22 protein-coding genes and 1 pseudogene are annotated in these 22,006 nt (G+C 58.8%); 4 read left to right on the top strand and 19 right to left on the bottom strand.

Features of this window, described 5'->3' with window-relative positions; genetic code table 11:
• Positions 1 to 7 precede the first annotated feature (7 nt).
• Together QDY28_RS19025 and QDY28_RS19030 are read left to right on the top strand one after the other, a co-directional pair.
• Positions 8 to 1,078, top strand: a complete 1,071-nt coding sequence (locus tag QDY28_RS19025; protein ID WP_331383215.1) for an ABC transporter permease — start codon at positions 8 to 10, stop codon at positions 1,076 to 1,078.
• Positions 1,079 to 1,116: 38 nt separating this feature from the next.
• Positions 1,117 to 2,211: an ABC transporter substrate-binding protein gene (locus tag QDY28_RS19030; RefSeq protein WP_331383216.1), complete on the top strand. Its 1,095-nt coding sequence runs from the start codon at positions 1,117 to 1,119 to the stop codon at positions 2,209 to 2,211.
• A gap of 108 nt (positions 2,212 to 2,319) precedes the next feature.
• Here QDY28_RS19030 and QDY28_RS19035 read toward each other — a convergent pair whose 3' ends face one another.
• The 5 genes from QDY28_RS19035 to QDY28_RS19060 all read right to left on the bottom strand — a co-directional run bounded on the left by QDY28_RS19035 (position 2,320) and on the right by QDY28_RS19060 (position 8,285).
• Complete coding sequence (locus QDY28_RS19035; RefSeq protein ID WP_331383217.1) at positions 2,320 to 3,546, bottom strand: dihydrolipoamide acetyltransferase family protein; 1,227 nt, start codon at positions 3,544 to 3,546, stop codon at positions 2,320 to 2,322.
• Between the two features lie 3 nt (positions 3,547 to 3,549).
• The gene (locus tag QDY28_RS19040; RefSeq protein ID WP_331383218.1) at positions 3,550 to 4,563 is read right to left on the bottom strand and encodes an alpha-ketoacid dehydrogenase subunit beta; all 1,014 of its coding nucleotides are present in this window, start codon (positions 4,561 to 4,563) and stop codon (positions 3,550 to 3,552) included.
• Between the two features lie 2 nt (positions 4,564 to 4,565).
• Positions 4,566 to 5,798: a 3-methyl-2-oxobutanoate dehydrogenase (2-methylpropanoyl-transferring) subunit alpha gene (locus tag QDY28_RS19045; protein ID WP_331383219.1), complete on the bottom strand. Its 1,233-nt coding sequence runs from the start codon at positions 5,796 to 5,798 to the stop codon at positions 4,566 to 4,568.
• A 64-nt stretch (positions 5,799 to 5,862) separates the two neighbouring features.
• Positions 5,863 to 6,990 carry an acyl-CoA dehydrogenase family protein gene (locus QDY28_RS19050; RefSeq protein ID WP_331383220.1) on the bottom strand — a complete coding sequence of 376 codons (1,128 nt, stop codon included), beginning with the start codon at positions 6,988 to 6,990 and terminating at the stop codon, positions 5,863 to 5,865.
• Between the two features lie 545 nt (positions 6,991 to 7,535).
• Positions 7,536 to 8,285 (bottom strand): hypothetical protein, encoded by a 750-nt coding sequence (locus tag QDY28_RS19060; protein WP_331383221.1) that lies wholly within the window; start codon positions 8,283 to 8,285, stop codon positions 7,536 to 7,538.
• Positions 8,286 to 8,632: 347 nt separating this feature from the next.
• Between QDY28_RS19060 and QDY28_RS19065 the strand changes: the two genes are divergently transcribed.
• Positions 8,633 to 8,998, top strand: a complete 366-nt coding sequence (locus QDY28_RS19065; protein ID WP_331383222.1) for a hypothetical protein — start codon at positions 8,633 to 8,635, stop codon at positions 8,996 to 8,998.
• On the opposite strand, the gene QDY28_RS19070 is transcribed toward QDY28_RS19065, so the two are convergent.
• From QDY28_RS19070 to QDY28_RS19090, 5 genes and pseudogenes are all read right to left on the bottom strand, one after another.
• A complete protein-coding gene (locus tag QDY28_RS19070) occupies positions 8,999 to 9,124 on the bottom strand; it encodes a hypothetical protein (RefSeq protein ID WP_331383223.1) in 126 nt (41 codons plus the stop codon).
• Between the two features lie 47 nt (positions 9,125 to 9,171).
• Positions 9,172 to 9,435, bottom strand: coding sequence for a hypothetical protein (locus QDY28_RS19075; protein ID WP_331383224.1), 264 nt, complete (start codon positions 9,433 to 9,435; stop codon positions 9,172 to 9,174).
• Between the two features lie 143 nt (positions 9,436 to 9,578).
• Positions 9,579 to 10,223 (bottom strand): annotated as a pseudogene (locus QDY28_RS19080) (plasmid pRiA4b ORF-3 family protein).
• 85 nt (positions 10,224 to 10,308) lie between these two features.
• Positions 10,309 to 12,228: an integrase gene (locus tag QDY28_RS19085; RefSeq protein ID WP_331383225.1), complete on the bottom strand. Its 1,920-nt coding sequence runs from the start codon at positions 12,226 to 12,228 to the stop codon at positions 10,309 to 10,311.
• An 89-nt stretch (positions 12,229 to 12,317) separates the two neighbouring features.
• Positions 12,318 to 12,635 (bottom strand): hypothetical protein, encoded by a 318-nt coding sequence (locus tag QDY28_RS19090; protein ID WP_331383226.1) that lies wholly within the window; start codon positions 12,633 to 12,635, stop codon positions 12,318 to 12,320.
• Between the two features lie 315 nt (positions 12,636 to 12,950).
• On the opposite strand from QDY28_RS19090, the gene QDY28_RS19095 reads away from it, so the two are divergent.
• Positions 12,951 to 13,139: a hypothetical protein gene (locus tag QDY28_RS19095; protein ID WP_331383227.1), complete on the top strand. Its 189-nt coding sequence runs from the start codon at positions 12,951 to 12,953 to the stop codon at positions 13,137 to 13,139.
• A 64-nt stretch (positions 13,140 to 13,203) separates the two neighbouring features.
• Here the strand turns inward: QDY28_RS19095 and QDY28_RS19100 are convergent, their stop codons facing one another.
• The 9 genes from QDY28_RS19100 to QDY28_RS19145 all read right to left on the bottom strand — a co-directional run.
• On the bottom strand, positions 13,204 to 13,584 hold the full coding sequence (locus QDY28_RS19100) for a hypothetical protein (protein WP_331383228.1): 381 nt from the start codon (positions 13,582 to 13,584) through the stop codon (positions 13,204 to 13,206).
• Between the two features lie 291 nt (positions 13,585 to 13,875).
• Complete coding sequence (locus tag QDY28_RS19110; protein WP_331383229.1) at positions 13,876 to 14,925, bottom strand: ABC transporter ATP-binding protein; 1,050 nt, start codon at positions 14,923 to 14,925, stop codon at positions 13,876 to 13,878.
• A gap of 59 nt (positions 14,926 to 14,984) precedes the next feature.
• Positions 14,985 to 16,031: a LacI family DNA-binding transcriptional regulator gene (locus tag QDY28_RS19115; protein WP_331383230.1), complete on the bottom strand. Its 1,047-nt coding sequence runs from the start codon at positions 16,029 to 16,031 to the stop codon at positions 14,985 to 14,987.
• A complete protein-coding gene (locus QDY28_RS19120) occupies positions 16,028 to 17,311 on the bottom strand; it encodes a sulfatase-like hydrolase/transferase (RefSeq protein ID WP_331383231.1) in 1,284 nt (427 codons plus the stop codon). The genes QDY28_RS19115 and QDY28_RS19120 overlap by 4 nt, the downstream gene beginning before the upstream one ends.
• 16 nt (positions 17,312 to 17,327) lie before the next feature.
• The gene (locus QDY28_RS19125; RefSeq protein WP_331383232.1) at positions 17,328 to 18,161 is read right to left on the bottom strand and encodes a carbohydrate ABC transporter permease; all 834 of its coding nucleotides are present in this window, start codon (positions 18,159 to 18,161) and stop codon (positions 17,328 to 17,330) included.
• Entirely contained in the window at positions 18,161 to 19,048 is an 888-nt protein-coding gene (locus QDY28_RS19130) for a carbohydrate ABC transporter permease (protein ID WP_331383233.1), read from the bottom strand. The genes QDY28_RS19125 and QDY28_RS19130 overlap by 1 nt, the downstream gene beginning before the upstream one ends.
• Before the next feature lie 27 nt (positions 19,049 to 19,075).
• Entirely contained in the window at positions 19,076 to 20,308 is a 1,233-nt protein-coding gene (locus tag QDY28_RS19135; RefSeq protein ID WP_331383234.1) for an extracellular solute-binding protein, read from the bottom strand.
• Positions 20,309 to 20,445: 137 nt separating this feature from the next.
• Positions 20,446 to 21,372, bottom strand: a complete 927-nt coding sequence (locus tag QDY28_RS19140; RefSeq protein WP_442967560.1) for a formylglycine-generating enzyme family protein — start codon at positions 21,370 to 21,372, stop codon at positions 20,446 to 20,448.
• 383 nt (positions 21,373 to 21,755) lie between these two features.
• Positions 21,756 to 22,006, bottom strand: a 251-nt coding sequence (locus QDY28_RS19145) for a hypothetical protein (RefSeq protein ID WP_331383235.1), incomplete at its 5' end; no start/stop codon positions are given.

Genomic DNA, 22,006 nt, shown 5'->3' on the forward strand with positions numbered 1-22,006 from the left:
GAACCTCATGCAATCGATCGAATCCAATGCGCTCGAACCCACCAGCGGCGAGCTCGCGGGGATGAGCTTTGGCCAGAAAATTCAGCGCCTCCTGCCGGTTTATGGCCTTGTTATTCTCACCGCCTTGCTGATCCTGCTGTTTTCCATTCTGCTGCCGCAGACCTTTCCGACGCTGCTCAATGTGCGTTCGATCATCTCGGACAAGACGATCATCGCGATCCTATCGCTTGCTGCGATGATCCCGATGGCGGCAGGGCGCATCGACCTGACGATCGGTTACGGCATCGTGCTCTGGCATGTCCTGGCGATCAGCTTGCAGACAATGTTCGGCCTGCCCTGGCCGGTGGCCGTCCTGATCGTCATCCTGCTGGGCGCCCTCACCGGCTTCCTCAACGGGCTGCTGGTGGAAATCGCCAAGATCGACAGCTTTATCGCAACGCTCGGCACCGGTACCGTGCTCTACGCCGTCGCTTTGTGGCACACCGGCGGACGACAGGTCGTCGGCATGCTCCCGCAGGGCTTTTATGCGCTCAACGGCACGATGGTCTTTGGGCTTCCGATCACCGGGATCTATGTGCTCGGCCTCGCCTTCATCATGTGGATCGTGCTCGAATATCTGCCGATCGGCCGTTACATCTATGCCATCGGTGCCAATCCGAAGGCGGCCGCTCTGAACGGTATCCCGGTCCGCCGCTTCGTCATCGGCGCCTTCGTGACGTCGGGAACGCTCGCTGCCATCGCCGGCGTGCTGCTTGCTTCCAAACTGCGCATCGGTCAGGCCAGCGTCGGGTTGGAATATCTTCTGCCGGCCCTCGTCGGTGCTTTCCTCGGATCCACGACCATCAAACCCGGCCGCGTCAATGTCTGGGGCACCATGATCGGCGTCATCATTCTGGCCGTCGGCATTGCCGGTATCCAGCAGTTCGGGGGCTCATTCTATGTTGAGCCGCTCTTCAACGGCGTGACCCTGCTCGTCGCCATCGGGATCGCCGGTTATGCGCAGCGTCGCCGCAGCCATGCCGGACGAATGGCTCCGGCACAAAAACCCCAGTTATCGGCGAAGGCGACCGACAACTGAGGATCATCTTGACCTAATTTTCAAAGGGAGGAGACGAAATGAAACGCAGATTTTTCCTGCAGGCGACCACTGGTCTATTGATCCTGTGCGCAGGCCAGGCCTATGCCGATCCGATGGCGGATGCGAAAGCCGTCGTCGAAAAATATGCAACGCCAGTCACCAAATGGGACGGCCCGACCACCGGCCCGAAGGCACAGGCCGGCAAGACCATCGTCGTATTGGCGGGTGACCTCAAAAATGGCGGCATTCTCGGCGTCAGCAATGGCGTCGAAGAAGCGGCAAAGGCCATCGGGTGGCAGGTAAAGGTTCTCGATGGCGCAGGCTCCATCGGCGGACGCACGGCGGCCTTCGGTCAGGCGATAGCGCTGCAACCCGCCGGCATCATCATCGATGGCTTCGATGCCGTCGAGCAGGCGCCCGCGCTGGAACAGGCAAAGGCCGCCAAGATCCCGTTGGTCGCCTGGCATGCCGGCCCGGTCATCGGTCCCGACGACAAGAGTGGCCTCTTCGCCAATGTCAGCACCGATGCGATGGAAGTCTCGAAAGCGGCGGCCGACTGGGCCTTCGTCGATGCCAAGGGTAAGCCGGGCGTCATCATCTTCACGGATTCTACCTATGCGATCGCCATCGCCAAGGCGGATAAGATGAAAGAGGAGATCGAGCGGCTGGGCGGCAAGGTGCTCGAATATGTCGACACCCCCATCGCCGAGACATCCCAGCGTATGCCGCAGCTAACCACCTCGCTTCTGCAGAAATATGGTGATAGCTGGACTCATTCGCTGGCGATCAACGACCTCTATTTCGACTTCATGGGTCCGTCGCTCGCTTCCGCCGGTAAAAGCGGCACCGATGCGCCGATCAATGTCGCCGCCGGCGACGGCTCGCAATCGGCCTATGAACGCATCCGCGCCGGTCAATTCCAGAAGGTCACGGTGGCGGAACCGCTGAACCTCCAGGGTTGGCAACTCGTCGATGAACTCAATCGCGCCTTCGCCGGTGAAAAATGGTCCGGTTACCTCTCGCCGCTGCATGTGGTAACGGCAGACAACATCCAGTCGGATGGCGGCCCGAAGAACACGTTTGATCCGGACAACGGCTATAAGGATCAATACAAGAAGATCTGGGGTAAATGATCCCTTTTCGAATTCGAGAACAGCGCGGCCTTCGGGTCGCGCTGAGCCCGCCGATAAGCAGAAATAACGGCTCTGCATACGACAGAAGGTTCGAACTCTTCGATGATATCAGCCTTCGATGAAAATGAGCGCCGGTGTTTCAAGTAGTGTGCGGACGCGTTGCACGAAGATCGCCGCATTCCACCCGTCAACGATGCGATGATCGAAGCTGGATGAGAGGTTCATCATCTTGCGCGGCACGAACTGAATGCCGTCCCAGACGGGCCGTGTGGCGATCTTGTTGACGCCGATAATCGCCACCTCCGGATAGTTAATAATGGGCGTGGAGACGATGCCCCCGAGCGCCCCAAGCGAGCTGATGGTGATCGTCGAGCCGGAAAGCTCTTCACGTGTTGCAGTGCCGGATCGCGCCGCCTCTGCCAGCCGGTTCATCTCGGCCGCGCAATCCCAAATGTCGCGTGCTTCCGCATGCCGCACGACAGGCACGGTCAAACCGGCCGGCGCCTGTGTTGCGATACCCATATGGACGGCATCATAGCGTGTGACGATGCCTGCATCATCGTCAAAGGTGGCATTGACATTGGGATGGTCGGAAATGGCTTTCACAACCGCCTGCACCAGGAAAGGCAGAACCGTCAGTTTCGGATGATCCGCCTTGCGGTTAGCGTTCATGATGGTTCGCAACTCCTCGAGCGAGGTCATGTCCACCTCCTCCACATAGGTAATGTGTGGAATGCGCGAGGCGGAAAGTGCCATTTTTTCCGCAATTCGCCGGCGCAGACCAGACAATTTAATCTCTTCGGTCGCGGCCTTCTTGGTATAGCCGCCCCTTGGCATTGTAAGAGCGGCCCCTTGGCTCAGGAATTGCTCGATGTCCTCCCGCAGGATACGACCGCCTGGTCCGGTGCCTTGAACTTCTGCCAGATCGACACCGCTTTGCTTGGCGAAGAGCCGCACCGGCGGAGCGGCAAGCGGCTTTTCGGACTGCGATGTCAGAGAAACCGACGCTGTTGGAGCTGGCGTCGGAATCTCCGCCTTCGTCACTTCGGCAGGCGCATCAGAGACCTCGCCGAACCGAGCTCCGCCGCCATCTCCACCCATGTCGATCCGCACCAGCGGAGCTTTTACAGCGATACGCTCTCCGACCTCGCCGGCAAGCCAAGTGACAAAACCGTTGACGGGAGACGGGATTTCTACGGTGGCTTTGTCCGTCATGACGGCGGCAATCACCATGTCCTCGCGAACAGGATCTCCTACTTTCACGAACCACTCGACGAGCTCGGCCTCTGCCACTCCCTCCCCCACGTCAGGCATCTCGATAAGAAATTCACTCATGGCTCAGGCCCCCATGACTTCGGCAAGCGCCCGGCCGAGACGACCCGGACCCGGGAAATAATCCCACTCCTGCGCGTGCGGATAAGGCGTGTCCCAGCCGGCAACGCGCACGACTGGCGCCTCCAGATGGTAAAAGCAATGTTCCTGCACCAGTGCGACGAGCTCAGCGCCAAAGCCGGAAGTCAGCGTTGCCTCGTGCACGACGACACAGCGTCCGGTCTTCCGGACCGAATTGATGATCGTATCCAGATCGAGCGGCAGCAGGCTCCTGAGATCGATCACTTCGGCATCGATGCCGGTATCCTCCGCCGCAGCGAGCGCCACATGCACCATCGTGCCATAGGCGACCACGGTCACCGCCGAGCCTTCGCGCCTAATCTCGGCCTTGCCGATCGGGATTTTATAATGGTTCTCGGGCACCTCTCCGAGATCATGTTTAGACCAAGGCCTCACCGGCCGCTCGTGATGGCCGTCGAAGGGACCGTTATAGAGCCGCTTCGGCTCCAGGAACATCACGGGATCGGGATCTTCTATCGCAGCAATCAGCAGGCCTTTTGCATCATAGGGATTGGATGGCACGATCACCTTCAACCCGCAGACATGGGTGAAAAGCGCCTCCGGGCTCTGGCTGTGTGTCTGACCGCCGAAGATACCACCACCTGTCGGCATGCGCACGACGATCGGACAGGTAAAATCGCGGTTGGAACGGTAGCGGATGCGTGCCGCCTCCTGCGTCAACTGGTCATAGGCCGGATACATGTAATCGGCGAACTGGATTTCGACACAAGGCCTCAGTCCATACGCAGCCATGCCGATCGCCGTGCCGACGATTCCCGATTCGCTTATCGGCGTGTCGAAGCAGCGCGTCTTGCCGTATTTTGCCTGAAGTCCCTGCGTGCAGCGGAAAACACCGCCAAAATAGCCCACATCCTCGCCGAAAACGACGACATTGTCGTCCCGCGCCATCGAGACATCCATGGCGCTGCGCACAGCTTCAATCATTGTCATTCTGGCCATTCTCAACATCCCGCCTTCTGCCGCTGCCGGCTGATGTGCGGCGGCATCTCGGCATAGACACCCTCGAAGATGTCACGCACGGAAGGCTTGCCGCCGGCGCGCAGCGTGCCGTGCTGCTCTGCCTGGCGCTGCGCCTCGATCACCTCGTCCATGATTTCAGCTTCCGCCTGCAAATGCCTCTCCTCAGACCATGAGCCCTTGACGATCAAATGTTTCTTTAGCCTCAGCACGGGATCGCCAAGTGGCCAGGCCTCCGATTCCGTTTTGGGGCGATAGGCGTTCGGATCGTCCGAGGTCGAATGCGCCCCGGCGCGATAGGTCACATATTCGATCAAAGTCGGGCCGAGATTGCGCCGCGCACGCTCGGCCGCCCAACACGCAACAGCATGGACAGCGAGATAGTCGTTTCCATCGACTCGCAGCGCTGGAATGCCGAAGCCAAGGCCGCGCGCGGCGAATGTGCCGGAGCCGCCGCGCGCGATGCCTTGGAAGGTTGAGATCGCCCACTGATTGTTGACGATGTTGAGGATGACGGGCGCCTTATAGGTAGAGGCGAAGACGAGCGCTGAATGGAAATCCGATTCCGCCGTCGAGCCATCGCCAATCCAGCCTGCAGCAATGCGGCTGTCATTCTTGATTGCCGAGGCCATGGCCCAGCCCACTGCCTGCACGTACTGAGTAGCAAGGTTGCCGGAGATGGTGAAGAATCCGTGCTCCTTGGAGGAATACATGATCGGTAGCTGCCGCCCGTGCAGGGGATCACTCTCGTTCGAGTAGATCTGATTCATCATCTCGACCATCGGATAGCCGTCGGCAATCAGAAGACCTGCCTGACGATAGGTCGGAAAATTCATGTCTCCCTTCTTGAGCGCTTTGCGGAAGGCACAACTAACGGCTTCTTCGCCGAGATGCTGCATGTAAAAGGACGTCTTGCCTTGCCGCTGCGCCATCAGCATGCGGGCGTCGAATGCGCGCAGCTTCATCATGTTGCGAAGGCCGGTCAGCAACTCCTCATCGGAGAGCATGCCAGCCCAGGGACCGACCGCCTCGCCCTCACGGTTCAGCACGCGGATGATGGAATAGGCAAGATCACGGATCTCCTCAGATGCGACATCCACTTCTGGCCGCGGCACGGAACCGGCCTTGGCGATGTTGACGTTGGAAAAATCAGGCTCGTCGCCCGGGCGAACGGCGGGTTCAGGGACGTGCAGGGCCAAATGAGAAGAATCCACCATGTCTATTTTTTCCTCCTGCGTCGACCATGCTCCTCTCCTCCAGGAGCAGGCTCGCATCTCGTGCTCACAGGTTGCGGGCGATCACCATACGCTGCACGTCGCTCGTTCCTTCATAGATTTGACAGATGCGCACATCGCGATAGATGCGCTCTACAGGGTAATCGGCCATGTAGCCGTAGCCTCCATGTATCTGGATCGCGTCGGAGCAGACGCGCTCCGCCATCTCCGAGGCAAAGAGCTTCGCCATCGAGGCTTCGGACAGGCAGGGCAACCCGGCATCCCTCAAGGTGGCGGCATGAAATACGAGCTGCCGGGCCGCCTCGATCTGCACCGCCATGTCGGCAAGGCGGAATGCAACGGCCTGATGCTCGATGATCGGCTTACCGAATGCCGTGCGTTCGCGAGCGTAGTCGCGCGCAGCCTCGAAGGCAGCCCGGGCCATGCCGACGGCCTGTGCTGCAATGCCGATCCGCCCACCCTCGAGATTGGCGAGTGCGATGCGGTAGCCCTCACCCTCCGCCCCGAGCCTCAATTCTATCGGAATGTGCATGCCGTTGAAGGCGACCTGGCAGGTATCGGAGGAATGTAGCCCGAGCTTTTTCTCAACGCGGAGTACCTCATAGCCTGCCATATCCGTCGGCACGATGAAGGCAGTGATGCCCTTCTTGCCGGCGTCAGGATCGGTGACGGCAAAGACGATGATAACATGGCCGTTCTTGCCCGAGGTGATGAATTGCTTGGCGCCGTCAAGCACGTAGTGGTCGCCCTCACGCCGCGCACGGGTTTTCAGGTTCGAGGCATCAGAGCCAGCCTGCGCCTCGGTGAGCGCAAAGCCGCCAATCCATTCGCCGCTTGCAAGTTGCGGCAGGAAATGCTGCCGCTGCTCCTCGGTGCCGAACTTCAGGATCGGCACGCAGCCGACAGAGCTATGCACGCTCATAATCGTTGAGCACGATCCGTCACCTGCGGCAATCTCTTCAAGTGCCATGGCATAAGCGACAACACCAGCATCGGACCCGCCGTAAGCTTCCGGTACCAACATGCCGAGCAAACCAAGTTCGCCCATCTCCTTCAATTCTTCGCGCGGGAAGAGGTGCTCCCGGTCCCGCCTAGCTGCGCCTGAGGCCAGGCGCTCGCGAGCAAAGTCGCGTGCGAGATCGCGGATCTGCTGTTGGAGTTCGGAAAAGATCATCGGTTCCTTCCCATTCCGCTCGCGCTGCTCAATTACGGCAGTTGTAACCACCACGGGCCTTATCAAAGAGATAGGGCGCATTTGTTGCGCTTTCCATGCCACCTGCAACGGCAACGGGGGGCTCACAATCAGGTCATGAGCAACGATGGTTGCTTGGTTCCGCCAGCCGAGTACTTTGCTGGCGGTCGTGGCCCGGGCTTGATATTGAAACGAAATGGACGAAAGTGGTTTCGTGCGACGGAAACGGCCGCGCTACAAACAGCGCGGCCGGCTTGTGGCTGCGGCGGTTATTCCGCTGCCATCGGGATAGGCTGTGGATCAGCTTCGGCTTCCGCCTTCGCATCGTCTGCGATCCGGGCAGGTGCCGGGAGCCAGCCCGAGTCTTTGATCTTCCGCTCCGCGATCAAGACGGCTTCGGCCTTCTTGGATGCCGAGGAAACCGCAAGCGCCGCTTTCGGCCCGCGTGCTTCAAGAACCGCCTCCTCAATGCCCCGGCGATTGACGTGGTTGAAATAGCTGTCGGCGGTCGTTTCAAAACCAGTCGCTCATGTTGACTTTGAGAGCACGGCCAAGCTGGTTTGCTTGTGCGATACCATTCCGCCCGTCGGTGAATTTGACCTCCACCGCATTGACGGCGTGGCCGGCAGCGACAGAAGTTCATCGCGGCTCTGCTCAAGGCACCAATCGAACAGGTCCGCCGGGTTGCCGGGGATTTTATGCCCATAGTTTTCCTGCAGGCTCTCGAAGGCGGCTGAGGCTTTGCAATCTTCCGGATGCTTGACCCATTTGCCCATGTGCTCATGGGTGAGCGACAGCTGCAGGACGCTCTGCTCTGACACATACCCACTATAGCTGATCCGCAACAGCATCGCGTGAACGACGGCGGCCAGAGCCACTTCCGGATTGTTCGCCAGTTCCACCCGCAAGGCGGCAACCTCGATCAGGGACTGAGAATGTGCGAATTTCGGAGTGCTGTCCTCAACCTCAGTGGTCCCGCCGCGCGCGTTGACGACTGCACCTCCGGGTTTGCCGTCCTCAATTGCCTCATCGCCCTCATTCTCTTCAGCGTCCTCGATTTCGTCTTCTGTCCTTACGATACCAAGCGCAATTTCCGGTTTGCCGAAGCGGTTGATGAAAATGACGACACCGCTGCGCGCCATGTCATCCGGCAGATAGATTTCCTTCTGTGCAGAGATTTCGTTCAAAGGCTTGTCGATTTCAGCGATGCGTCGATCAGCGTTGTCATCGACGACATCATTGTCGGTAAGGTCTGACAAATTGTCGTGTTCGTCCACGAGCGCTTCGTATTCCGCCTGATCCGCAGCGGAAAGTTCGACCTCCTGCGGGTACATGCGTGGAATGTTGAACATCCAATCCGGGCGCTCGAATGCGGTCTCCACCCATTTCCAATCCTGCTCACGATAGGATGCGGCGACTTCCTCCAACTTCTCGATGGTGAGCCTTCGAGCAATGCGACGTCCAGAGCATAGCCACCGCCTGCTTCATCGAAAAGGTCGCGGCGCACGGCTCCCCCTGCCTGTTCGTAGACGTCTAGCTCGCCGATCAGGACAACGCGCCTATCGGTGCTCGCAACCTCTTCGGTCATGAGCGCGGCCTTGATCCGGTAGGCGCTGCGATCCCATTGAGGCAGAGTGTCCCAGACCTGTTCCTGCCGATCATGGTTATCAGAGACAGTGAACGCCGAAAGCTGCTCGAAAGTCATCTGCCCTTCGCGGTGAAGCTAAAGGAGCTTGGTCGATACTCTCGCGAGGGCCAGACGACGGCGCACGATGATTTCGCTCACGCTGAAATGGGCGGCAATATCGGCGATGGACTTTCCTTCCGCCGCCATAATCGAAAAAGCCTCGAGCTGGTCGACCGGATGCAAGGATTAGGTTATGCGTCAAGTGTCACTTGGCTTGAAGATGCTGATTCTCTAAGCTTTTTCTCAATGATCAACTTTATCACGTGTCTCTTTGGCACTGAAGACGGAAAGCTTGCCGCCTGATCAGGCTGACGGCAAGGCGTCGGGCACTTCTTGCGCATCGCTGGCATCGTCGTAGATCTCTTCGCGTATCACGCGCAGCGTTATCTCGTGCAGATACTTTTGTAGCGCACCCTCCAGCTCGGTCAACTCTGGCAGCAACACTCGATTGACGAAGCCCCGTGACGCGCGGAGCATCACTGTGTTACGTCGCTGCCGCCGATAACGAAACGGTCGCAGCCATATCGCCGGCAAAGCGCCAAAAACAGGTGCCGAGACCACTGGTCAGGAAGTGAGAACCGTTGTTCGATCGGTGGATCGTGGCGAGCGAGTTCCTCGACGCGGGCTCGCACCCGCTGCAGCGCAGCTTCAGCTGCAAGGCGCTCACCGGCAGTTCCGGCGCCAACGAACAACGCCTCGATCTTCCGCAGCTTCTCGCGCAACTGAGACTCACTGGTCATTCTGATCCCCGCTACTGGCTCCAGACCGGGATCCGATCACCGCACACTATCTGCGTCAAATATCCCGACTGCACTATCCAAACCATTTCCCGCAAGTCAATCCGGGCGACACTGATCCTCTCGTGATGATCATGCTCGGCCAGTCAGTCGCTTTCGCGACGGAACCGATAGTCTCCCTTTGATTTCCGCATGGCGGTGGCGATTGCTTTGTTGATCTGGTCGAGATCGCAGGCCTCCGGATGGAACTTTCGGCCGACCCATCGCCGCATATCTTTGTGTTCATCATGCTTTGGATCAAGCCAGGCGTCGAGGAAGTCGGCATAGCCTGAAGTTCCACCAACATCTTCTGGAGGCCCGGAGCGTTTGCCTGCGATACAGCGAGGATATTTTGGCACTCTCCTCGCGCGCGACGCGCTCCAGGCGCAGCAGATGACGCCAATTATCGCCAAAGTCGTATTCGTAGAGGATCGTGAGAGAGTTTTCCTCTGGATCGTAGGGAAAGTGAAGATCGATCATCCTGACCTCGGTGGCCTCGAAGATCTTGCTGTCGAACAGCCCGTCTTCTTCAAACTCCGGCGCGCCGTAAATCAGACCACCGATGTTGAACTGGTGCAGATGACTGTCGGTCCAGCCGAAGGTAGCCTGCAGAACTTCATGAAGTTGAGCGAGGTTAAGTGTCATCGGCAGCTCGAGAACACGGCTGATCTCGGGGTCGATGTCGAGGATATGGACCTCGGCGCGTACGATAAAGCTATCAGGGTCAAACGGATCAAGCATAGCGGGATCATGCCGCGCAGGATGATTACCGGCAATGGATAGGGGACAAATTCTTTCGACAATCATGGTAATCTCCACTGGCAATCGTGGAATGCGTCAGGATTTCGGGCTGCGAGCGAGCAGTGTGGGCTTCACGGCGCGATCGCGCTCAGTGATCAGGCGAGCGTTATGGCGCTTCTGCCGCTCAACCTCCGTTTCGGTTTCCAAGATGCGCTTCAGCAGGACGGCATTTTCTGTCACGATGCGCCGTTCTTCGATCTGCAAGACCTGGATCAGAGCGCGCTGCTGGGCGAGTTTGTCTTCCCAGGCCGCCAGCTTCTCGGGGACGATCTTGCGATTGCTGGCGCGAGGCAACTCGTCGATCACCGAGCGGTGGTTGGTGTAGATGGCGTTGCGGCCTACACGCGCCTCGCGTGCAAGCGTGGCAATGGTCAGACGGTAGGATCGCTTTTGCAGGTCCGGGTGTGTGGGCAGTCCCTTCACCAAGCGCTCCAGAGTCTCCCGCAGTTTGCGGTCCGTCTTGCGCAGACGTTTTTCCTGCGGCGTCAGCGCCGGTGCTTTGCTCAATTTACGCGCCATCGCGATCATCCTTTCCATGATCGAGTTCGCCAAGGATGCGATCGCATTCGGCGATCCGCGTTTCAGCAACCCTGCGGCTGACCGGATCCAGCCGGGGTGATCGAGAAGATCGGCATTGCGATTGCGGCGCGCCTGCCAGACCGGTCGATGCCTGGCCGTGACGGCAAAGTTGGCGCAACTGAGACACGTGCTTTCAGTCCGCAGCGCGGGGTTGGGTCCTTTCTCGTCGCCGAAGCAGGCGGCCGTTTCGGCTCGGTAGACGCAATAGCCCCAGTCGCAAACCCCGAGGTCAGTTTCTTCCATCAGGAAACGGACATAGGCCTGGACGTCGCCGTGGCGTGTGCGCCCGCGGAACTGCGAGCGAGCGGCGATCATCCGTCCGCCCTTGCCGGCAAGCGTCGTCGCCGTCAGCACCTCTTCCAGGGCGGCGCGGGTCTCCTCTTGTGTGTGCCGATCGATCAGGTCGTCAAGCGCGAAGTCGGTTCCGACACATCCGCGATCGGTCATGGCCCGAGTCACATGGCCGAAGTGCGCCTGAAGGGCATGTAGTCCGGTCCGATCGCGCTTTCCGATGAAGCGGGCAAAGGCTTTTCGGCCCTGATGGGTGTTCAGATGCCAGGGTTCCCCCTCGTGCTCCGGCAGGCCAATGAACGGCGCGAACAGATCGTTCAACCGCCGTACGATGGTTACGACAACGGGCAGGTTGATGCGGGCGGCCGGACCGACCGACCCCGTGCTGGCCATCACCAGGAACAGCTCGGATCGCTGGCTTTGTGCCCGCAAACGCGCAGTCAGCTGCTCCATAACTTCAATAGCTCGCTCGACCGGCGCTGGAGCAACCCAACGATGGGCTTCGCCATCGGCGCCGCGCGCCGTCTTGTAGATCTTTCCGGCGAGATAGGCGAAGATCTCGCTGCCATCGCCGGAGGGATGCTGCTCGATGCAGCCGGCCCGAAGTCCAAGGATCTCCGAGACCCGAGCGCCGACCAGATAAGCGATCACGACAAAGCAGGCGTCGTAAATGCGATCGGCAAGATGCCGTACCTGCTTGGAGCTGGTGACAGGTGCTTCATGCCAGGGGGATTCCTCCCCGGCCAGCGTCGAGAAGACGAACGGCGCAATTGCGTCGGTCGCGACGAACCCTGCCTTCGTCTGGCTGATGCCTCTGGCAAGGGCATCGTCATAAGCGGTCTGCGCCAGTGTTTGCAAAGCAATAACATCGGCCGCTGGCTGTTCGATCAGCCGCAGCGCCGCCGAGACCAGCGACACGGCGACCGCATCCGGCGTATAGGGAAACCAGCCACGGTCACGCTGAGCGAACGGCGGCGCGGTCCCCGGGAATGGATCTTCGATTGCCACTTCCGGGAACTTCGCTCCTTGAAGATACAGACGCGTCAGCAGATTGACATAGGTTTGCAGCGTCGCGGCCTTCAGCATCTTGCCCGGTTTGCTGCCGGACGCTGCGCCATCGCCGCCAGGAACCGGTCGCAGGCATCACGGTCGAGATCGGCAAAACACCGGTATCCTTAGCGGATCAGCATCCGCAGCGCCTTGAAGAAAGAGACGATCGTCGATTCATGGACATTGCTTCGGCCTGGAGGTGGGTCCAACTTCAGGCTCCACAGGAACAACTTTGCCGCCTCTCGCCAGTCAGCCCATTGCGGATCGTTGAAGCGGCTGTCGTCGGCCAGGGCAAATCCCCAGTCGAGCGAGAAGTCGCCCGGGTTTGCGCCGGGGCGATGGCCGTCGAGATGCCAGATATCATCCGGCCACACCGAGCGAGCCGATATCCGAAGGGCCGGCCGCATCTGGCCAGCAAGATCAAGTGCAGCGGACGCTTGCATCGTTCACTCCAGCGCCGGAAGGGTTGGCAAAGTCGACATCCGGCGCTCGGCCTCCACATGCAGCGATTGCGGGAAGTCAGGCAGATGTCGTCGGCCAGAATGCGCAGGCTCGGCGCGTACAGAAGCTCAAAAGCGACGAGGATCGATCCGGTCACGTGCACGCTCCAGCTCCGTCTTCGCCTGAAGAATGCGCGCCATGTGATCAGCGTCAATCGGGATGATCAGACCAGGGCAGCGAAGGCATCCGCCAAAATGCCGACACACCCGACCTGCCGTCGATCCCGCCGCTATACCCGCAACCGGATTGAGGCAATCATGGCTGAACGGAACCGTTGCATTGGCCGCCAGCGCAATGCAGTCGCCTCGCACCTGATCGTTGGTGTCCGCCGTCGGACCGACGATCCAGTCAAGTATAAGCTCCTGCAATCGGGCGATGGTCTCGCGCTGGATGCGACGCGTCTGCGTGAATGTCGCCTTGGGTCGAGGGTACTGTCCTCCTACTGAAAATTCCTGGCTTTCACCTTCAACCTGTCAATATGCCGCTCCGGCTCATAGATCTCGCGCGCCTTCATAACAGCCCGCTCGCGCGAATCCGGCGTCCCAGGCGTCCCATGCGCGAACTCATCGCCACGACCGGTCGGCAGCCTGAGTTCACCGTCGGAACAGTGGCTGCCGTGACGATCGCACCACTTACAGCAGCCACGGCGAGGAGCAGCAGGTCCCTCGTCGATTCACGGCGAGTGGGACGCGCCTCTAAAACGCTGCTCCAGAGGGCAAATCCCGCGGCGAGAACGCCTAAGGCATTGCCTTTAGGAACAGAATAGGTGCTCGCATAGTGCGCCCCGGCAAGCGCCGCGATGCCGAAGGCGGTAACAAGCCGGATCCCTTTGATTCGACGATGGCATCCTGGATCCACCTTCTCCAGCCAGCACGCAATTGAGCTCAGCATGGTTCCTCCGAAGACAAAGCCAAGCCTGCCCACTCGCCGGCCTGTGACGCCATTGCCTCACTCTGTGGCCCCTTACGATATTCCCCCATGCGTTGCAGGACAATGTAGAAAGACGGTACGAGCACCACTGCCAAGCATGTCGACACAATCAGGCCGCTGAAGACCGATTGTCGATCGACTTCCGCGGAAGCCGCCGAGCCGCTCGCGAACACCCGCGGCAGGACCCGACGGATTTTAGTGAGACAGGTTTGGCTGCCCGATCGGCAAGTGATACCGGACCATACCAATGCGCTAGTTGAGCCTGGCACCCGTCGATGCATTGAAGGTAAGAACCTTTTCCGGGTCGATGCCGAGCTGGACGATATCGCCGACGGCGACCCTGATTTCGGAAGGAACGATCGCCTGGATATCCGTGTTGCCCACTCTTGCCACGATTTCCTGTTCCTCTCCGGTGGGTTCGACAAGCAAGACCACGCCCTTCACGCCGGCCGAAGCAAGAGTTATGTGCTGCGGTCGGATCCCGTAGGTGATTTTCGTGTTTGGAGCCAATCCTTCTGCCAGCGGGAACGACGTCCCGTCCGCGGTGATGGCGGAGCTCCCCCTGACCTCGGCCTGAAAGAGGTTGATTTCCGGAGATCCTATGAAACCTGCGACGAACGTATTTGCCGGATTGCGGTAAAGCTCCATCGGAGGTCCGAATTGTTCGATCTTTCCGCCGTTGAGCACGACGATCTTGTCTGCCATGGTCATCGCTTCGGTCTGGTCGTGCGTCACGTAGACCGTGGTCTTGCCCAATCGCTGATGAAGCTTCTTGATCTCGCTGCGCATCTTCACGCGCAGCTTTGCATCAAGGTTCGATAGTGGCTCATCGAACAGAAACGCCTTGGGATTGCGGACAATGGCACGCCCCATGGCCACGCGCTGACGCTGTCCCCCGGAGAGCTGACGGGGATAGCGATCGAGCAGTTTGTCCAATCCAAGGATCGCCGCAGCATCGTGAACCCTGCGCTCAGTCTCCGCTTTCGCAGCCTTTGCCAGCTTCAAAGAGAAGCTCATATTCTCAGCGACGGTCATATGAGGGTATAGAGCATAGCTCTGGAACACCATTGCGATGTCCCGCTCCTTCGCATGCATCTGATTGACGACTGTTCCGCCAATCTTGATCTCACCTGTACTGATGTCCTCGAGACCTGCGATCATTCGAAGCAGCGTCGACTTCCCGCAACCGGACGGCCCGACCAGCACCACGAACTCACCGCTGTTCATGCTTAGCGAGATGTCGGAGAGCACGGAGAGTGCGCCGTAGCTTTTACCGACACTTCTTAATTCGATTTCAGACATGATTCCTCCCATGGGTTCTGCGAACCGGTCGCTAAAGAGATTGTAATCTTGTGAGCAGGTCAGGCGCTGTCGCGTGGAATGTAGTTCCAAGGCGAGTAGAACCTCCGGGCTGAAGGTGTCTTGCTCGAGTTCAGCCCGTCGATGAGATACCGGCCTGCCTCTTCGAACGCTGCCCATTCCGGGCCGATCGTCGTCAGGCGCGGTCGGCAGTAATACCCTTCTTCCGCGTTGCCGCAGCCGACGACGGCGATTTGGTCGGGGACGACGATGCCAAGGCGCGAGAGCTCCTCGATGACGGTCACGGCCGTGAAGTCAGACTCGACAATCACGGCTGTCGGACGCCGTTCCCATTCAGCGATTTGACGGGCGCAATCTGCCGCCGCTGATCTTTCGCTGGCACCCGTCAGCACTGAGATCGTCACGTCTACGCCCAGTTGCTCCCTTCTGCGGATCACCGAATCGAGACGAGGGTTCGGTCCCGGAAAGGTGTTCTCAACATAACCGATGTGGCGATGACCCTTGACCACGAGGTCTTCGAAGGCACTCTCCAATGCTGCCGTCAGGCCGTTGTTCAGCACGCTGAAGCGTCCCGGCCTGGCGGTCGAGTGGATGACCAGGCAGTGCTTGGTCATCGATGAGAAGGCTTTCTCGACTTCGATCTCGGTCAAATAGTCGACTTCGGCAACCACACCATCCGCCAGTCCGGCCTCCACCTCACCGAGGATATATTCCAGTTCCTTGATGTTGGAAGCGGTCGATATGATCGGCAGGTATCCGCGTTCAAGAGCGGCTTTCCCCAGCCCGTCGATCATCCTGTCTGCGTAGGGGATCCCAAGCTTTGGCAAGACGACACACAACCTCTCACTCTTCTGCCGCCTGAAGTGCCGGGCAATCTTGTTCGGCACATAGCCCAGTTCTTCGACGGCGGCCCGGATTCTCTCGCGCGCGTCGGGGCCTACTCGTTTGAGGTGCTCGGCGCGACCGCTGAAGTACATGGAAACCGCGGCGGTTGAAACGTTCGCCAGCCGCGCGACATCGCTGACCGTCGCCGATTTCTCGACCACCATAGCCTCGGCATTCTGAGATTCACGCGTATCTTTGCTCATGTCGATGTAATCACAGGTCGCGGCTCGCCCGCATCAATGATCCGCTGCAGAAGTTCGGCCCGCAGGACATTCCGCACATCCGCATAGTCCTGGCGATCACAGAGGTTTTCCAACTCGTACGGATCGTTCTCCAGGTCGTAAAGGTAGGTTTCCTGGTAGCGCGGAGAATTCATGTCAGCCGATCCACTGAGGTCGCCGGCAGTGACTTCATATTTCCACCGCCATGTCCGGAGAGCCCGCCCGACATGATGCTCGCTGATCTGTATGAACACGTTGTCGTCCGGGGTGGATGTCCGCCGCAAGATCGACTGGCCCTGCATCTCGGTGGGAATTGGCAAGCCTGCGGCGTCCAGAAGTGTTGGGGGCAGGTCGATGAGGCTGACGAGTCCGTCGTAGGGGCCGCGATTCATCAGGCCCGGCCCGTGGAAGAACGTCGGGACGCGAATGGAGGCTTCGTGGCAGGATCGTTTGTATTCGCTGTTGCGGGTCTTGAAATGGCACCCGTGGTCAGATGTGAATAGGATGATCGTATTGTCGAGTTGCTTGGAACTGATCAGGGAATCGATCAGCCGTCCCAGTGCCTCATCGAGGCGCTGGACCATGCCCATGTAACCGGGATAGTGCTCGTTGGAGGAACCCTGCAGCGCCTGCAAATCGGGCGGCAACTGCATGTTCTTGCGGATACGATCCTCGTAGCCGACGGGGGCCGGATAATCATCGAATTCATTCTGATGGTGCGGCTCGAGGAAAGAAAGGAAAAGGAAGAAGGGCTTGTCCTTGGGCTTGGTGACGTAGCGAATAGCAGCGTCGGTGAGCGCGTCTACGCGATAGCCGGGCAGCTTTACGGCTTCCTCGGCGTCGTCGAACATCGTGGTATCGTAGGCATAGGACGTAAACTCGAGAATATTCGACGCCAGCCAATGCTGGTAGCCACCGCGCTGCGCGAGAGGCACTGGATCTTGCGAGGCCAGATGCCACTTCCCGATATAGCTTGTCTCGTAGCCGCCTGCCGCAAAATGGTGGGCCAGGGTCTTCTGTCCCACTGGAAGCGGGATGTCGTTGCGGAAGCAGCCCGTGGTGGTCGGATAGCGGCCGGTTTGCAGGGCGGACCGGGCTGGGCCGCAGACGGGTTGGCAGGTGAACGAGTTGGGAACGAACATTCCTTCCGCCGCCAGGCGGTCGAAGTGGGGGGTCAGGCTCAGAGGATTGCCATGGAGACCGACGCTGTCCCATCGCTGCTGATCCGTGAAAAAAACAATTACGTTTGGTGAACTGCTCATAAAATGCCTCTGCTTCCTATTTCATACCGGAAGTCATGACCGACTGGACGAAGTATCGCTGCATAAAAACGAACAGCAGCAAGCTCGGGAGGAAGAGAATGACACCTCCTGTCGCGGTCAGATTCCATTGAGTAAAGAATTCCGAATTGAAGAGTGTCAGTCCGGTGGTGATCGGGCGCATCTCAACCGAACTTACGGCTACAAGAGGCCATAGGAACTCGTTGAACTGGAACACAAAGGTCAGGAGAGCAAGTGTCGCCATCGGCGGGCCGAGTTGCGGCAGGACGATCGACCTGTAGATCCTCCATTCCGAAGCGCCGTCCAGACGCGCGGCATCAAGAAGGTCTATCGGTATCGGCCGAATGAACTGACGCATCATGAAGATGCCGTAAGCGCTCATGGCAAAGGGCATGATCAGACCCTGATAGGTGTTAAGCCAGCCAAGTTCCGCCGTCAGGATGTAGAGGGGGATCATTCGGATGAAGAACGGTAGCATCAGGGTCGACAGCAGTGTGCCGAACATCACACGGCTCCCGGGGAATTCGAGCTTTGCGAAAACGTAACCGATGAGCGGATCAAATAGCAGGTGAAGGACAGTGATCCCGCCCGCGATCACGAAGCTGTTGATGATGAAGCGGGCAAAGGGTGCCTTTTCCCAGATTGTTATGTAGTTGGAGAACTCCAGCACCGATGGGATCAGCACCGGTTCTCCGCTGAGCAGGTCCGCGTCACTCTGGAGTGAAAGCGACACCATATATAGGAACGGAAAGAGCGCGAGGATCACGAAGACGGCGAGAATGACGTATGTGACCAGCAGAACGCCTTTTGAGGTTTGAGTTGCAGGAGCCATTAATACGCGACCTCGCGGTTAAGGAAGCGGAACTGCAATGCAGTCACGATGAGGATTACGACCAGCATCAGGAACGAGAGCGCTGATGCATATCCGATGTCGAGTTCGACAAAGGCTGTTTCGAATACATGCAGGGCATACAGCCGCGTTGCTTCGGCCGGCCCGCCGCTTGTGAGAAGATAGGGGGCGGAGAGGTCTTGGAGATGCGCAATCATGCTGATCACGGCAAGGAAAAGGGTCGTTGGCGTCAGAAGGGGAATGGTGATCTTCATGAACTTCTGCATCCGCGACGCACCGTCGATTTCAGCCGCCTCGTATAGGTCCTTTGGGATCGACTGGATGGCAGCGATGTAAATGAGCATCGCGTAGCCGATATCCTTCCAGACCGTGACGGCAATGATCGTCGGCAACGCCGTGGAAGGAGTACTGAGCCAATTCTGCATCGGCAGCCCCAACTGCAGCAGGACCGCGTTGAGCATGCCCGTGTAAGGGTCGAGAATACTCTTCCACATCAGGGCGACGATAACGAACGAGATGATGTACGGAAAGAAGATGACAGCCCTGATCGTGGTGGCAGCCTTGATCGGGCCGGAGAGGATCGCGGCGAGACACAAAGCCGGAACCAGCGTGCCGACGGTCCCGCAGACTGCGAAGATAGCTGTCCGGATAAACGCGTCTCGCACACGCGAATCCGTGAGCGCCTTAATGTAATTGTCGAAGCCCGTGAACTGTGAAGCCCCAATCAGCGGTTGACCGCGAAAGAAGCTGGCCCAGAGCTCGACTGCGATTGGATAGAAGAAGTACACGGCGAAGTAGAGGATCGCCGGCGAAAGCACCATGTAGGCAAAGGTTGCCTGCCTGCCGTTTCGGCTTCGAGCGTAATACATACCGACGATCTCCGGTTTCAGGAAAGCTTACTTCTTCGACAGCTCAGCGTTGGACTTCGCCGCATAGTCCGAGAGAACTTGTTGTGCTGGCTTGTCGTTGTAGAGAATGTCCTGGACCGCCGCCTTGAAGAGATCCTGGACCGTCGCATTCTTGCCCGTCAGGGCAAGGTCTGCAGCCGGATCGACCGCATAAGGCAGGCATTGGCTGAACTTGCTCAGAACAGGATCTGCCTTCACCTTTGGATCGGCTGCCCAGGATTTGCGCGGCATGGTCATACCATTCGCCACGGAAGCGGCCAGTTCGGTATCAAGCGCGACGAAGCGTTTCAGGAGATCCCAGGCTTCGGCGGGGTGCTTCGCCTCCTTCGGAATGAACAGGCTGACGCCACCAGCGAATGTGGCCTGCTTCTTTTCGGTAAGGGAAGGTGCGACTTCCCAGTGGAGCTTCGGGTTTCCAGTCTTGATGGGAGCCACGTCCCAGGGGCCTGTCAGTATCATGGCTGCGCGACCCGATGTGAAGAGCTTCTGCGGCCCCTCGTAGTCGGCACCAGCCACCGGGAGGATCGCGGCCTTGTCCTTATGGATCAAATCCGACACGAACTGTAGCGCCTTCGCGGAATCAGGACTATCGAATGCGACCTTGTTGGAAGCCTTGTCATACAAGGCGCCGCCATTCTGATAGATCCAGGGAACGAAGTAGGTGGCGACCTGGTTTGGAGCAAATCCAATTCTGCCGTTTTTCGCGACGGCCATGGCAGCGTTTCGGAACTCTTCCCAGTTTGCCGGAGGTTTGTCGATGCCCGCGGCCTTTAGCAGATCGACGTTATAGAGGAGGGTGGCGCATGTGAGGTGCATCTGCACCCCGTAATACTTGCCGCCTATCGAGTTTCTCGAGACAGAGAAATCCTGCCAGTCGTCCGGATAGCCCATAGAGCTTCCATCTTTCGCGACATAGTCGTTAAGAGGAAGGATCTTGCCCTGTAGAGCAAACTCCGGGACCCAGCCGCCTGGATCGGCGACAAGATCAGGCACGTTGCCGACGGACATGTCCGCGACGATTTTCGTCCGCATGTCCGGCCATTGGAACCTGCCCCACTCGACAGTCCAACCCGGATGATCAGCTTCGAATTTTTGGATCACATCGGCATATGCCGGATATGCGTGACCCGCATTCCAATAGACCTTCAGGGTCTCGGCATTGGCGGGAGCGTAGAGTGCGAGAGTGAGTGCGGTCGCAGTGGCGCAACGGGTCAGCTTCATTTGGTCTCCTCCTACAGAAGCCTGATGATCGGCGCTGGCGCTCCTCCTCCGGAACGCCCACACCCTGCAAGTTAATTGATTAACTTGCTCTGGTTAATTGATTAACTTGGGCGAGGCGCCCTTGTCAATACGTTGAGTCACTTTCGATCGAATGCCACCCGGAAACCAATGTGACCAGTGGTGGAATCGCCCGTAGTGCCCATTCTGGCGGCGATGCGATAGCGGTGGCAGTACGAGGCGTGGCAGAGAAAGGATCCGCCCTTGAGAAGCTTCTTCCCCTCCTCCTTCGCTGCCCTGTTTGCAGCGACAGCTTCTTTACGCATTGAGCGGATGCGAAAAGCGTCGGCGGTCCATTCCCAGCAATTGCCAGACATATTGTGGAGGCCGTAGCCATTTCGTTCGAACGAGATGGCTGGGGCGAGTCCCGCGTAGCCATCAGCACCAGAATCGTGCCGCGGGAAATCCCCCTGCCAGATATTGCAGGGCGTGAAGGCTTCGGTTGGATGTTCATCGCCCCAAGGATAGATCGGCTCCCTAAGACCGCCGCGCGCAGCGTGTTCCCACTCGGCTTCCGTTGGCAGGCGCCCTCCGACCCAACGCGCATAATCCGTCGCATCCTGCCAAGAGACATGAACTACCGGCAGGTCGTCTCCAGCAGATGTTTGCGGGCCGAACGGAGCAGCCCAATTGGCTCCTTCGATCCTCCTCCACCACTCTGCGCCGACGACGCCCTTAGTCGGGATGCTTCCGTCAACAAACGTGTAGAAGACGTAGGACCAGCCGAGCCGCTCAGCCTCCGTCACATAGCCGGTCTCGCGGACAAATCGAGCAAATTCGGCGTTGGTCACGGCTCCGACCGAAAGACGAAAATCTTCAATTTGCACTGTTCGGACCGGTCCCTCGCCATCAAAGGGAAGCAGGGGCTTGCGCGTGCCAACCAGCACCCTGCCTCCCGGTATTTCCCGGGTGTCGCAAGGCTGAGGAGTGATAGCGGGCTGGACGGCGACCTCATGATCTGAGGAAGCTCGCTTGCTCGATTTGGCATCAAAACTACAGCAACTCATAATTTGACCTGTCGAACCTAAGCTGGAACGCCCGTATGGCTATTTCTAACTTCTAAACCGACTCGGCCGCTCGATGTCCACCAGCGAAAATGCATATCGCTCGCCATTCCGCCATCGGGCGATCGTCCGAATGCTATGATCGTTCCTTTGGCTAGGCTTTTTTATGTTTGCCACCCGTATCGACAGATGAGCCTCTCGGAAGCAGACGCCGGTCTGACCTATTTTCATTCCTGAACGCGAATTGCGAATGTGGCCGATGAAGGTCGAGATAGGATGGTCCAGGCAAAGCCCGGGCGCGTCGCAGCACGTGCTCGGGCATGCTACTGGGTGACGATTTCGCCGAAACTGCCATCGTTGGCGCTCGACCCGGACGCCGTCCGGAGTTACGAATACTCCGGCAATTCGGCGCCCTTCAAGGTTGAAGCCGGGACGAACGCCAGAAGTGTTGCGGCAGCGATTAGCAATATCCCGAATGCAAGAAGCGGAAGCGGGATCAATAATCCGGCCAATCCGCCGCCGCCGACCGCGCTTAACGACTCTGCCCCGACCTGCAGCGCCTGATTGTTGCCCATCACGCGACCTTGCCGTTCCCCGGAGACGGTATTGGCAAGCAGCGTCGGGCATGCCGCAAGGG

This window comes from Rhizobium sp. BR 362 (genome assembly GCF_036528765.1).
In the GTDB taxonomy this organism is placed as follows: Bacteria; Pseudomonadota; Alphaproteobacteria; order Rhizobiales; family Rhizobiaceae; genus Rhizobium.